This is a genomic window from Borborobacter arsenicus, from assembly GCF_003934165.1.
Classification (GTDB): domain Bacteria; phylum Pseudomonadota; class Alphaproteobacteria; order Rhizobiales; family Rhizobiaceae; genus Pseudaminobacter; species Pseudaminobacter arsenicus.
Genome location: NZ_ML133508.1, coordinates 20,913 through 33,348, shown reverse-complemented (window position 1 = coordinate 33,348; position 12,436 = coordinate 20,913). Strand labels below are relative to the sequence as shown.

The 12,436-nt window shown below is 59.4% G+C and carries 13 protein-coding genes; 10 read left to right on the top strand and 3 right to left on the bottom strand.

Annotated elements, in window-relative coordinates; genetic code table 11:
• Nucleotides 1–41 precede the first annotated feature (41 nt).
• The 9 genes from EET67_RS00170 (at nt 42) to EET67_RS00130 (ending at nt 9,844) form a co-directional block, all read left to right on the top strand.
• Nucleotides 42–680 carry a TadE/TadG family type IV pilus assembly protein gene (locus tag EET67_RS00170; protein WP_128624188.1) on the top strand — a complete coding sequence of 213 codons (639 nt, stop codon included), beginning with the start codon at nt 42–44 and terminating at the stop codon, nt 678–680.
• 144 nt (nt 681–824) lie between these two features.
• Nucleotides 825–2,063, top strand: a complete 1,239-nt coding sequence (locus EET67_RS00165) for a phosphopentomutase (protein WP_128624187.1) — start codon at nt 825–827, stop codon at nt 2,061–2,063.
• Complete coding sequence (gene mutM / locus EET67_RS00160) at nt 2,056–2,946, top strand: bifunctional DNA-formamidopyrimidine glycosylase/DNA-(apurinic or apyrimidinic site) lyase (RefSeq protein ID WP_128624186.1); 891 nt, start codon at nt 2,056–2,058, stop codon at nt 2,944–2,946. Before EET67_RS00165 ends, mutM begins: the two co-directional genes overlap by 8 nt.
• A gap of 29 nt (nt 2,947–2,975) precedes the next feature.
• Nucleotides 2,976–3,749 (top strand): enoyl-CoA hydratase, encoded by a 774-nt coding sequence (locus EET67_RS00155; protein WP_128624185.1) that lies wholly within the window; start codon nt 2,976–2,978, stop codon nt 3,747–3,749.
• 174 nt (nt 3,750–3,923) lie between these two features.
• Entirely contained in the window at nt 3,924–4,190 is a 267-nt protein-coding gene (gene rpsT, locus EET67_RS00150; RefSeq protein WP_128624184.1) for a 30S ribosomal protein S20, read from the top strand.
• Between the two features lie 799 nt (nt 4,191–4,989).
• Complete coding sequence (gene dnaA / locus EET67_RS00145; protein ID WP_128624183.1) at nt 4,990–6,528, top strand: chromosomal replication initiator protein DnaA; 1,539 nt, start codon at nt 4,990–4,992, stop codon at nt 6,526–6,528.
• Nucleotides 6,529–6,735: 207 nt separating this feature from the next.
• Nucleotides 6,736–7,854, top strand: a complete 1,119-nt coding sequence (dnaN, locus tag EET67_RS00140; protein WP_128624182.1) for a DNA polymerase III subunit beta — start codon at nt 6,736–6,738, stop codon at nt 7,852–7,854.
• Nucleotides 7,855–7,895: 41 nt separating this feature from the next.
• Nucleotides 7,896–9,038, top strand: a complete 1,143-nt coding sequence (gene recF, locus EET67_RS00135) for a DNA replication/repair protein RecF (RefSeq protein ID WP_128624181.1) — start codon at nt 7,896–7,898, stop codon at nt 9,036–9,038.
• Nucleotides 9,039–9,070: 32 nt separating this feature from the next.
• A complete protein-coding gene (locus EET67_RS00130; RefSeq protein WP_128624180.1) occupies nt 9,071–9,844 on the top strand; it encodes a molybdopterin-synthase adenylyltransferase MoeB in 774 nt (257 codons plus the stop codon).
• Nucleotides 9,845–9,875: 31 nt separating this feature from the next.
• On the opposite strand, the gene EET67_RS00125 is transcribed toward EET67_RS00130, so the two are convergent.
• Entirely contained in the window at nt 9,876–10,877 is a 1,002-nt protein-coding gene (locus EET67_RS00125) for a 2-hydroxyacid dehydrogenase (RefSeq protein ID WP_128624179.1), read from the bottom strand.
• A 167-nt stretch (nt 10,878–11,044) separates the two neighbouring features.
• Here EET67_RS00125 and EET67_RS00120 point away from each other — a divergent pair, with 167 nt between their 5' ends.
• A complete protein-coding gene (locus EET67_RS00120) occupies nt 11,045–11,605 on the top strand; it encodes an SH3 domain-containing protein (RefSeq protein ID WP_128624178.1) in 561 nt (186 codons plus the stop codon).
• On the opposite strand, the gene EET67_RS00115 is transcribed toward EET67_RS00120, so the two are convergent.
• Nucleotides 11,595–11,969: a DUF4260 domain-containing protein gene (locus EET67_RS00115; RefSeq protein WP_128624177.1), complete on the bottom strand. Its 375-nt coding sequence runs from the start codon at nt 11,967–11,969 to the stop codon at nt 11,595–11,597. The genes EET67_RS00120 and EET67_RS00115 overlap by 11 nt on opposite strands.
• Before the next feature lie 20 nt (nt 11,970–11,989).
• Nucleotides 11,990–12,391 (bottom strand): iron response transcriptional regulator IrrA, encoded by a 402-nt coding sequence (gene irrA, locus EET67_RS00110; protein ID WP_165899767.1) that lies wholly within the window; start codon nt 12,389–12,391, stop codon nt 11,990–11,992.
• Nucleotides 12,392–12,436 lie beyond the last annotated feature (45 nt).

The following is a 12,436-nucleotide window of genomic DNA, read 5'->3' as shown; positions in this document are numbered from 1 at the left end:
CACGATCTGTCGGACAGCAGATAAACCAAGGGGCAACGGGAATGTTTTTTCGTGCGGGGGCACAATCGGCGACATCCTGCCTGCTGAAGCGGGCTTGTCGGCTCTTTCTCGATCGGCGTGGCATCGCTGCGGTGGAATTCGCGTTCATCGCGCCGCTGCTGCTATCAATGTATTTCGTAACAATGGAAGTATCGCAAGGCATCGAGGCCAACAAGAAGGTTGGCCGCATCGGCAGCATGGTGGCCGATCTCGTCACGCAGCAATCAAGCGTGAAACTGGAAGACGTGAAAGCGATCATGGATATCGGACAGTCGATCCTCCAGCCCTATTCGAGGTCGAAGCCCACGATCGTTATTACGGCAATCAATGTCAGCTACAGCCCATCGCCGGTAGCAACCGTGGCATGGTCGGTGAAGATGGAAAACGGAATATATACGAGGCCGTATACGTCTGGCTCGCCCGCCACAATCCCCGATGACCTCATGTTCGACCAGGGTACCATCGAAAGGACCTTCCTGATACGCGTCGAAAGCGACCTTGCCTACAAACCCGTCATAACCTGGTCGGCGTCCGGCAAGCCTGCACTTGGCCTGGCTGCCGCCTTCGACGGAATCTCCATGAGTGAAACTTATTACATGCGACCGCGCATGAGCAAAGAAATAAGCTGCAGCAATTGCTGAACGCGGCTTGAGAAGCAAGACACTCCTCGGTCGTGCTCAAGGTGAAGTAGCGGGCACGCCGCTCCAAGCGTTTGGAATTGCCAACGCACGCACCAAATCCTATGTCTGGATTCTGACCCCGGCAAATTGAGCCAGAAATTCCCGATGGCGCGTGCTTTCCTCTTCGTTCTCGATTCATTCGGCATCGGCGGCGCTGCCGACGCTGCACGCTTCGGCGACACAGGAGCGAACACCTTTTCCCACATTGCGCAAGCATGCGCGGCCAGCTCCGCTGATCGCACCGGATTGCGCGACGGGCCACTGCAGCTTCCCAACATGCTGGCGCTCGGGTTGGGCCGTGCAGCCGAGGCCGCCACAGGCTACGTGGTCAAAGCAGACGTTCCACTCCTGCCCTCCTCCTTTTACGGTACGGCAGACGAGATCTCCAGCGGCAAAGACACGCCCTCAGGTCATTGGGAGATTGCCGCCGTACCGGTTCCCTTCGAGTGGGGATATTTCCCTGACACCCGTCCCACCTTTCCGGCCGACCTGACTGCTGCCATCATCCGCGAGGCAAAGCTTCCTGGCATTCTTGGCGATTGCCACGCATCGGGCACCGAGATCATCGCGCAATATGGCGAGAAGCACATCCGGACAGGCATGCCCATCTGCTACACCTCGGCAGATTCGGTCTTCCAGGTCGCCGCACATGAGAGGCATTTCGGACTGGAGCGCCTTTATGAGTTGTGCGGCATCATCCGCAAACTGGTGGATCCTTTGAACATTGGGCGGGTCATTGCCCGTCCCTTCATCGGCGAAAACCCTGCAGATTTTGAGCGCACCGCCAATCGGCGCGATTTTGCCGTTCCGCCGCCCGAACCGACCCTGCTCGACCGCCTGACCGCACGCGGAAGCAAAGTCATCGGCATGGGCAAGATCGGCGATATCTTTGCCCACCGCGGGGTCAGCGAAGTGAGGAAGGCGGCAGGCAACATGGCCTTGTTCGACGCCACACTGACCGCAATGGACGAAGCGCGCGACGGCGACCTGGTATTTGCCAATTTCGTCGATTTCGACACACTGTTCGGCCACAGGCGTGATGTCGCCGGCTATGCGGCCGCCCTTGAAGCGTTCGACCGGCGCCTGCCCGAAGCGACTGCACGCCTCAGGCCGGGAGACCTGCTCCTGCTTACAGCGGATCATGGCTGCGATCCGACCTGGTCGGGTACGGACCATACACGAGAGCGCGTGCCAATTTTCGGTATCATGCCCGGAATGCCCGGCGGAAATGTCGGGCTGAGGCGGACCTTCGCCGATATCGGAGAAACCGTGGCAGAGCACCTCAGCCTGGCCGCGGGTCGCCACGGAACCTCTTTTCACACCGCGATCAGACACCATGCCTGAACTGCCCGAAGTCGAGACGGTCCGGCGTGGCCTGCAACCGGTACTAGAGGGCGGGCGTATCATCCGCGTGGAGACCAGACGGCCTGATCTGCGCTTTCCTTTTCCCGATAATTTCACTGAGCGCTTGACTGGCCGGCGAGTGCTGTCGCTCGGCAGGCGCGCGAAATATCTGACCGCCCATGTCGAAGACGGTCTGGTGTTGATCTGCCATCTCGGCATGTCGGGTTCGTTCCGCATCGAGCGCGATGGCGATACCACAACGCCCGGCACCTTCCATCATGAACGCTCCAAGGCCGAGGCGCATGACCATGTCGTGTTCCATGTCGCCTCGCCGGAAGAAGACGTTGCACGTATTATCTTCAACGACCCAAGGCGCTTCGGCTTCATGCTTTTTGCGGAAGGCAACGCCAACGACCATCCGATGCTGTCAGGGCTGGGCGTCGAGCCCACGGGCAATACGCTCAGCGGCAAGCTTCTGGCTAACCTCTTCGCGGGAAGAAAGGCGCCACTCAAAGCGGCACTGCTCGACCAGAAGCTGATCGCAGGCCTGGGCAACATCTATGTATCGGAGGCCCTGTGGCGCGCAGGCCTCTCACCGTTGCGATCGACCGGGTCGATTGTGGCGCGCGGAAAGAAGAGCGCAGAAATCTGCGAAAAGCTGGCCACCGCTATTCGTGGCGTGATTGCCGAAGCAATCGAGGCCGGTGGCTCGTCCTTACGCGATTATGTCCACACCGACGGCTCCATGGGGTATTTCCAACATTCGTTCTCGGTCTACAACCGCGAAGGTGAAGCCTGTCCGAAACCAGGCTGCGACGGGCACATCCTGCGCATCGTGCAGAGCGGGCGGTCGACATTCTATTGTCCCACATGCCAACATTGAGATCTTCGCCAATCCTAAAGGAACGTCCGATGGCTTATGAAACGATCATCGTCGAAACCCGTAGCAAGGTCGGCCTCGTGACGCTGAACCGGCCGAAGGCACTGAACGCGCTGAACAGCCAGGTGCTTGCAGATCTCCTGGCTTCCTGCCGGGCATTTGAGGCCGATGCCGATATTGGCGCAATTGTGATCACCGGGTCAGAAAAAGCCTTCGCCGCCGGCGCCGACATCAAGGAAATGCAGTCGAAAAGCTATGTCGACGCCTATATGGAGGACTTTTTCTCCGGCTGGGAGGACTTCACGCGCATTCGCAAGCCGATCATTGCGGCCGTGTCCGGCTATGCACTTGGCGGCGGCTGCGAATTGGCCATGATGTGCGACTTCATCATCGCCAGCGACAATGCCAAATTCGGGCAACCCGAGATCACCCTGGGCGTCATGCCCGGCATGGGCGGCTCGCAGCGGCTTACACGTTTCGTAGGCAAGGCCAAGGCCATGGATATGTGCCTTACCGGCCGCATGATGGATGCAGCGGAGGCCGAACGGACCGGGTTGGTGTCGCGCGTTGTCGCTACCAGCGATTTGCTGGAAGAAGCACTCAAGGCGGCGGCCAAGATAGCCGGATTTTCGCTTCCCGCCGTGATGATGGCTAAGGAAGCCGTCAATCGCGCCTACGAAACCACGCTTTCGGAAGGCCTGCGCTTCGAGCGCCGGCTGTTCCATTCGATGTTTGCGCTGGAGGACCAGAAGGAAGGCATGGCGGCATTCACTGAAAAGCGCCAGGCAAACTTCAAAAACCGTTGAGCAGAGACACGCGCAGCACCTCGACGCGCCATGTCGATGCGCAAAGGGCGTTGACTGACCGGAAAAGCTGCACTATAAGCCGCACCAACCGAGGCGGCCTTGTGGCTGCCCGACTGTTTTTTGCGCCCCGAATAAGCATCGGGGCTCATCATTGAAACTCAGTAGAGAGGCATCATGGCCAATACATCCTCGGCCAAAAAGGCAACGCGTAAGATCGCTCGCCGTACGGCAAGCAACAAGAATCGTCGCTCGCGTGTCCGCACTTTTGTCCGCAAGGTCGAAGAAGCACTGGCCGCCGGCGACAAGACGGCAGCCGAGGCCGCGTTCCAGGCTGCCCAGCCGGAATTGATGCGTGCTGCTACCAAGGGCGTCCTGCACAAGAACACTGCATCGCGCAAGGTCTCGCGTCTTGCACAGCGCCTGAAGACGCTGTCGGCCTGACACGCTGCCGCATTACGAATACCGAACCCGGCTCACTGCCGGGTTTTTTCGTTTGCCGAACAATAGCTTGATAGCGGCCTCAATTCGCCGCAATGGCACGCTTGCGCCATGGTCGGATTTATTTGCCGGCATATTCGCAATTCCTGATTTAAACAGACAATACTCGCGATCGCTGCAAACAAATGCGGCGGCGGAAATCATTTATTTAAATCAGCGTGTTAGACAAGTTTATCCACAGGCTATTCATAATGCCTCGGGCGGCCGGTGAACAATTCGCTGTCAAGCGAATTATTTAAAATATTTTCCCTTCAGCGGTTCTATTTCTTATCCTCGATGAAAGGTTTTGAATCGAAACGCTTTTGTGGGTTTGGCACGGTCAATCCACTACGGAGTCAAGCATTTCCCTAACCAGATTCGTTAAAAATCCGTTAGACGCGGCCTTGCCCTGCCCACAGCCTTTTTTGTAATGTCCTACCTATCGAAAGGGACGGGCCAATGGCCTGAACACCTAGCAAAAAATTGTAAAATTTTGAACGCGGGACCAGGTTCCGCGGGCAGCTTGGTTTGTCCTTTTCACGTGTGAATGGCGAGTGGGGCAAGACGACATTGCGAGGAGAATTGGGGTCTGGCCGTTGGGCCGGAGGGTGATTTTTGCTGCGTCCATCAGACTTGCCGTCTGAGAGATTTGGAAAAGACGCCGGCACAGTGCCGGCAGGGATTTTGTGAGCAAGATGGTCGGCCGCGAGATGCGGAATATTTGCGGCGGACCCGAATAATATGGAAGGCGAGGGTTGCGACGATGCAGAGCGGCATGGACAAAAAAGCCAAGTCGGGCTTTTCATTTCCAGTGGATATGATCGAGGGGAACGGCGTGACGGCTTCAAGTGGCTCGGACAAGGTATTCGACCGTGTAAGGGCCCAGTTGAAAGCACGGCTCGGAAGCGAGGTTTATTCAAGCTGGTTCGGGCGCATGAAGATTGCGGAAACGTCGAAGGGCCTCGTACGGATTTCGGTGCCCACCGCGTTCCTTCGCTCGTGGATCAACAGCCACTATCTCGACATGATCGCGGATCTGTGGAAGCAGGAAGATCCCGACGTCCTGAAGGTGGAAATCGTCGTGCGCACTGCAACGCGCCTGACGCCCGTCGCGGAAGAGGCCGAACACCTGCCTGCACGCAAGGCCATGCGGCACACGCACACCGCGCTTTCGGCCGGAACCGTGGCAGGAAACATCAAGGCGGAACGTGCGGCCACGCCGCTGCCTTCCGGCAACAGCCATGACGAGCGCAGGCAAAGCGTCCTCGGCTCACCGCTTGATCCCCGCTATACGTTCCAGTCCTTCATAGAAGGTCCGTCCAACCGAGTGGCGCTGGCTGCGGCACGCACGGTTGCCGAATCGACCTCGCGGTTCAATCCGCTTTTTCTTCATGCCACCGTCGGCCTCGGCAAGACTCACCTTCTGCAGGCAATTGCCGCGGAGTCGCTGCGACAGAATCCGAAGTCCCGCGTCGTCTATCTGACCGCTGAATATTTCATGTGGCGCTTCGCCACCGCTATCCGTGATAACAATGCCCTGACCCTGAAGGAGCAGTTGCGCGATATTGACCTCCTGATTATCGACGACATGCAATTCTTGCAGGGCAAGTCGATCCAGCATGAGTTCTGTCATCTGATCAACATGTTGCTCGACAGCGCCAAGCAAGTCGTCGTTGCCGCCGATCGCCCGCCGTCGGAGCTTGAGTCGCTGGAGCCTCGCGTGCGCTCGCGCCTGAACGGCGGTGTGGCGCTGGAAATGCTGACCCCAGACTACAGCATGCGCCTTGAGATGCTGAAGCTGCGGCTGGCAAGCGCCAAGATCGAAGACCCAAGCCTGAATATCGGCGAGGATATACTTTGCCACATCGCGCGCACCGTGACCGGCAGCGGCCGCGAGTTGGAAGGTGCGTTCAACCAGCTCCTCTTCCGGCAGTCCTTCGAGCCGCAGATCACGATCGAACGTATCGACGAGATTCTCGGCCACATCTACCGCGCCGGCGAACCGAAGCGCGTACGCATCGAAGACATCCAGCGGATTGTCGCGCGGCACTACAATGTGTCGAAGACGGAACTTCTGTCCAATCGCCGCACCCGCACCATCGTCAAACCGCGCCAGATCGCCATGTATCTGGCCAAGGTGATGACACCGCGCTCGCTGCCGGAAATCGGCCGGCGCTTCGGCGGCCGCGATCACACCACGGTGCTGCATGCCGTGCGCAAGATCGAAGACCTTTCGGGCGGCGACAATACGCTGGCGCAGGAGCTTGAACTGCTTCGCCGCCTAATCACCGACCAGGCCTGAGACGGATTGCTGAGGCGACCTCGCCGAGAGGTCGCCGGCCGCATAGGTTATCCCCAAAAAGCCTGCGGAAGTGTTCTTCAACGCCGCCGCGGGCTTGCGTTTCCCAGCTCTTTCCTGTCAATTTGACCGGCTTCCAACAATGTTGGACTCTATGCAGAAATCCGATCCTGGGGTTCTGTTTCTTCATTCAAGCGAGCTTGGTTCGTCATGCGTGTTATCCTGGAACGCTCAAATCTTCTGAAATCCCTCAACCATGTCCACCGCGTGGTCGAACGGCGCAACACCATCCCGATTCTGTCGAACGTGTTGCTGAATGCGGAAGGTGCCAGCCTTGAGATGAAGGCGACCGACCTCGACCTCGAAGTGACCGAGGCAACGGCGGCAAGCGTGGAACAGGCCGGCGCGACGACGGTTCCTGCGCATCTGCTTTACGAAATCGTGCGCAAGTTGCCGGAAGGCGCAGAGGTGATGCTGAAGACCGACGACGACGGCAATGCCATGTCGGTCATTTCCGGCCGTTCGAGCTTCCGTTTGCAATGCCTGCCGCAATCCGATTTCCCGGAACTGACGGCCGGCTCGTTCTCGCATATTTTCCGCATCGAATCGGCGGCCATGAAGGGCCTGATCGACAAGACGCAGTTTGCCATCTCCACCGAGGAGACGCGCTACTATCTGAACGGTATCTATTTCCACACGATCGAAGCTGCCGGAAAATTGAAACTGCGCTCGGTTGCGACCGACGGACACCGACTGGCACGTGCCGAAATGGACGCGCCTGCCGGATCGGAGGGAATGCCTGGCGTCATCATTCCGCGCAAGACCGTCAGCGAATTGCAGAAGCTGGTCGATGATCCGGATGTCGCAGTCACCACCGAGCTTTCAGATACCAAGATCCGCTTCACCATCGGCAGCGTCGTGCTGACATCGAAGCTGATCGACGGCACCTTTCCGGACTATCAGCGTGTCATTCCGACCGGCAATGACAAGCAGCTTATCATCGACCGGGAGAGCTTTGCCCGAGCGGTCGACCGCGTTTCGACGGTTTCGTCCGAGCGCGGGCGCGCAGTCAAGCTGTCCATTTCCGATGGCCAGGTAACGCTTGCCGTCAACAATCCCGATTCCGGCAGCGCCGTCGAGGAACTGGCCGCGGACTACTCGGCAGATCCGATCGAGATCGGCTTCAACGCAAAATATCTGCTGGACGTGACCGCGCAGCTTTCAGGCGGCGAGGCCAAGTTCATGCTGGCCGACGCCGGGTCGCCAACCCTGATCCATGACACGTCCGATGAGCACGCGCTTTACGTGCTCATGCCGATGCGCGTCTAGGCGGGAAGATTGCTGATTGCAGGTCGATGAACAGGTAGAGGTTGGTGTCGACCTATATACGTAAGCTCAGGCTTACCAATTTCCGTAACTATGTTGCGCTTGCGCTGGATTTGCAACCCGGCGCGGTCGTTTTCACTGGCGAGAACGGTGCGGGCAAGACCAACCTGCTCGAAGCCATATCTTTCCTGACACCCGGCCGCGGCTTGCGGCGAGCGCCCTATGGCGATGTTGCAAGGGAAAACAGCACGGGCGGCTTTACCGTCCACGCAACGATTGACGGCGACAATGGCGAGGTCGAAATCGGCACCGGCACAGCCGGAACCGAGCGGCCCGGCGAAACCGGCCGACGCGTACGCATCAACGCAGCCAATTCGAAGTCCGCGGACGACATGCTTGAATGGCTGCGCGTCGTCTGGCTGACGCCGTCCATGGACGGGCTTTTCACAGGCCCGGCAGCTGACCGCCGCCGCTTTCTCGACCGCCTAGTGCTTGCCATCGATTCCAGCCACGGACAACGCGCCCTCGATTATGAAAAAGCCATGCGCAGCCGCAACCGGCTCCTGACCGAGGACTCGCGTGATCGCGGCTGGTTCGAGGCAATCGAGACGCAAATGGCAGAAACCGGTGTGGCAATTGCAGCGGCACGCGCTGAAACGATCCGCCTGCTTACAGCCATGATCGGCAAGATGCCCGATTCGGGCCCCTTCCCCCAAGCCGACATCAATCTTGCCGGCGGTCTGGAGAGCCAGATCGACCAGCGTGCGGCAGTCGAGATCGAGGAGGATTTCCGCCGGCGGCTGGCCGAGGGGCGAGAGCGTGACCGAGCGGCCGGGCGTACCCTGGAAGGGCCACATCGCGCCGATCTCCTGGTCAGCCACCGGCCGAAGGCCATGCCGGCGGAGTTTTGCTCAACCGGCGAACAGAAGGCGCTGATGGTCGGCCTCGTGCTGTCGCACGCTCGGTTGTGCGGTGAAATATCGGGCATGGTGCCGATTCTGCTTTTGGACGAAATTGCGGCACATTTCGATGCCGGGCGGCGCGCGGCCTTGTTCCAGATCCTGGAAGAGCTTGGCTGCCAGGCATTCATGACCGGGACCGAGCCTGTGCTGTTTTCCAGCCTGAAAGGCAAAGCGCAGTTCCTCACCGTCGACCACGGCTCGATACGCCCCACCGAAGACGCCTGACAAGCAGCGTCGCCGTCGATATGATCCCCCTCATGAACGCTTTTGATCCCGCCCCTCTCACGCCCGATGAACTCGAGCGCTATGCACGCCACATCGTATTGCCGGAGATCGGCGGCGCCGGCCAGCAGAAGCTGAAAAGGGCGCGCGTCCTGGTCATCGGCGCGGGCGGGCTTGGTGCACCGATCCTGCAATATCTTGCCGCCGCAGGTGTCGGAACGCTTGGAATCATCGATGACGATACGGTTTCACTTTCAAACCTGCAGCGCCAGGTGATCCATGATACCGATGCAGTCGGTCAGCCGAAACTTGAAAGCGCCAAGGCGACCCTTGCACGCATCAACCCCAATGTAGGCGTCAACTTACACAACATAAGATTGACCGCCGCCAATGCCGGCGAGCTTGTCGCGCCCTATGACATAGTCGCCGACGGTTCCGACAATTTCGCAACGCGCTTTGCGGTGGCCGATGCCTGCGCCGAAAAGAAGCGGTCGCTGGTCCATGCGGCAGTCGGCCGGTTCGATGGCTCAGTCACCGTTCTCAAACCCTTTGAAACCGGCCCGGACGGATCACAAAATCCGAGCTATCGCGATCTTTTCCCAGAACCGCCCCCGCCCGGGTTGGTGCCGTCTTGCGCGGAAGCCGGTATTGTTGGGGCGCTGACGGGTGTGATCGGTACATTGCAGGCGATGGAGGTGATCAAGCTGATCACCCGGATTGGCGAGCCACTGGTCGGACGCATCCTGCTCTACGATGCGCTGGCCGCCCGCTTCGACATCGTCCGCTACAAGGCTCGATCACCGGTCTGAAGGCGCTGCGGTCGGCGCCTGTCGGCCGAGGTCAGTAGCGTAGCGGCAGCACGCGATCCGGTGGCCGGTGGCCGTCGATGAAAGTGCGGATGTTGATGATGACCTTCTCGCCCATGTCGATCCGGCCTTCAATCGTCGCTGACCCCATATGCGGCAAGATGACGACCTTGCCCTTGGCGGCGAGCTTGACCAGCTTGGGATTGACCACCGGTTCATTCTCGAAAACGTCGAGGCCCGCACCGGCGACCCGACCATCCTGCAACAGCTTTATCAGCGCTTCCTCGTCGATGATGTCACCGCGCGCAGTGTTGACCAGATAGGCCGTCGGTTGCAGCAGGGCCAGACGGCGCGCCGAGAGCAGATGGAAGGTCGCCGGCGTCGATGGGCAGTTGACCGAGATGATATCCATCCGCGCCAGCATCTGGTCGAGGCTGTCCCAGTAGGTCGCCTCTAGCTCATCCTCTAGCTCACGCATCACATGGTTGCGGTTGTGGTAGTGGATCGACAGGCCGAACGCCTTGGCGCGACGGGCCACAGCCGTGCCTATACGGCCCATGCCGACAATACCGAGCCGCTTGCCCCAAATGCGGCGGCCTAGCATCCAGGTTGGCGACCAGCCGGCCCATTTTCCGGACCCGTCGAGCACATTGGCACCTTCCGCCAACCGCCGCGGCACGGCGAGAATGAGCGCCATCGTCATGTCGGCGGTATCCTCAGTGAGCACGTTGGGCGTGTTCGTGACCGTAATGCCTTTTCTGGCCGCAGCCGCCACGTCGATCTTGTCGACGCCATTGCCGAAATTGGCGATCAGCTTCAGGTTCTCACCAGCCTGCTCGATCAGCGCTTCATCGATGCGGTCGGTAACGGTCGGCACCAGAACATCGGCTTCCTTGACGGCAGCAACCAACTCCGGCTGGGTCAGCGGCCTGTCCTCCAGGTTTAGCCGCGCATCGAACAGCTCGCGCATGCGCGTTTCCACCTGGTCGGGAAGCTTGCGCGTGATCACAACAAGAGGCTTCTTTTTGCCGGCCATTATGTCCTCGAATCCGGATCCTGTTGAGACCTCTTTAACCAAGACGGGCGAAACTGGAAACCGGCTTTGGCATCCCTGCCTGTGTAACAAGCAGCGACGGCGAAGACAAAGAAAAAGGGGCGTCCGCCAGCGGCGCCTATCGGGCAAATCATGCAAGAGGACTGACGGTGGCCGCTTTCGTATCGCTTCGCATCACACTTAGCGCCGCGTTGCTTGGCCTTGTATTCTCCTCGACGGAAATTTCGGTTTCACGGGTCCAGGCTGCCCCCAACCAGAATGTAACGCTCGGCCCGAGCGGACTTCCAATACCGCGATTCGTCAGCTTGAAATCCGGGCGGGTCAATGCCCGCATCGGGCCGGGGCTGAACTACGCCGTCAACTGGCTCTACACCAAGCCGGGCCTGCCGATGGAGATCACGCAGGAATATGACAATTGGCGGCGCGTACGCGATTCGGAAGGGGCGGAGGGCTGGATCAACCAGTCGCTGCTTTCGGGCCGGCGCACGGCGATTGCCGCCCCCTGGCAGCGCGGCAAGGACGCCACGATCACACTTCTGTCCAAGCCGGACAATGAGGCGCATGCGGTTGCCATATTGGAACCGGGTGTCGTCGGCGCCATCAAATCCTGCGACGGCAAATGGTGCGAAATGACGTTTTCCGGTCATACGGGCTGGATCAGCCAGACGCTGGTCTGGGGCGCCTATCCCGGTGAACTGGTCAAGGATTGAGCTGTTTTCGCCCGATGCGGCCCATATGGGTTTCATGGAAACTGGTCGCGGCCTTGAGGCCGTAGCCGAGCACCCGGTCGAAGCCGATATGGGCCATCCAGATTGCCCCTAGCTGAAATAAAAGGGCGTGGCCGAAAACGCTGCCCAAGCCGATCAGGCATAGCGGACCGACAACGGTATGAAACATGTTGTAGGCGAGTGCGCCGGCGCGAGGCCCTGCCAGATACCCGATCATGGAAAGATCAGGCGCCAGGAACAATAGCAGGAAGAAAACCCAGGATCCGCCGGTGAAAGCGTAAAAGGCTACAGCGGCTGCGAATATGGCGAGCCATTCCAGCCTGACAACGAGGTCCAGGAGACGCATGAAATCTCGAACCGGCGAGCTCAGTCGCGCCGCCGCCTGAGTCTTACCACCACGTCGACATTGGCGATTTCCATGCCTTCTGGCGGCTCGGGCAAGTCAAGCACCGTCACCGGGCCGGACTCGATATCGAAGATCTTGTTTTCGCCCTCGATAAAGAAATGGTGATGGTCCGAGGTGTTGGTGTCGAAATAGGTCCTCGAGCCTTCGACCGCGAGGATGCGCAGCAGTCCGGCTTCGGTAAATTGATGGAGCGCGTTATAGACGGTGGCCAGCGAGACCGGGACACCAGCGCTCACCGCCTCCTCATGCAGTTCCTCGGCCGACAGATGCCGGTCTCCCTTGGCGAAAATGAGATTTGCCAAGGCAACCCGCTGACGCGTCGGACGCAAGCCCGCATCGCGCACACGTTTGTCCACTGCCATTTCGTTCGGGACCGTCAAATCCACAAACCTATCATATCCCATAAC

What these genes read in the sequence shown, in the direction of transcription:
- mutM (WP_128624186.1), top strand. Translation starts at nt 2,056, where the DNA reads ATGCCTGAACTGCCCGAAGTCGAGACGGTCCGGCGTGGCCTGCAACCG.
- dnaA (WP_128624183.1), top strand. Translation starts at nt 4,990, where the DNA reads ATGCAGAGCGGCATGGACAAAAAAGCCAAGTCGGGCTTTTCATTTCCA.
- EET67_RS00125 (WP_128624179.1), bottom strand. Translation starts at nt 10,877, where the DNA reads ATGGCCGGCAAAAAGAAGCCTCTTGTTGTGATCACGCGCAAGCTTCCC.
- EET67_RS00155 (WP_128624185.1), top strand. Translation starts at nt 2,976, where the DNA reads ATGGCTTATGAAACGATCATCGTCGAAACCCGTAGCAAGGTCGGCCTC.
- EET67_RS00130 (WP_128624180.1), top strand. Translation starts at nt 9,071, where the DNA reads ATGAACGCTTTTGATCCCGCCCCTCTCACGCCCGATGAACTCGAGCGC.
- EET67_RS00170 (WP_128624188.1), top strand. Translation starts at nt 42, where the DNA reads ATGTTTTTTCGTGCGGGGGCACAATCGGCGACATCCTGCCTGCTGAAG.
- EET67_RS00165 (WP_128624187.1), top strand. Translation starts at nt 825, where the DNA reads ATGGCGCGTGCTTTCCTCTTCGTTCTCGATTCATTCGGCATCGGCGGC.
- irrA (WP_165899767.1), bottom strand. Translation starts at nt 12,391, where the DNA reads ATGGCAGTGGACAAACGTGTGCGCGATGCGGGCTTGCGTCCGACGCGT.
- EET67_RS00115 (WP_128624177.1), bottom strand. Translation starts at nt 11,969, where the DNA reads ATGCGTCTCCTGGACCTCGTTGTCAGGCTGGAATGGCTCGCCATATTC.
- dnaN (WP_128624182.1), top strand. Translation starts at nt 6,736, where the DNA reads ATGCGTGTTATCCTGGAACGCTCAAATCTTCTGAAATCCCTCAACCAT.
- rpsT (WP_128624184.1), top strand. Translation starts at nt 3,924, where the DNA reads ATGGCCAATACATCCTCGGCCAAAAAGGCAACGCGTAAGATCGCTCGC.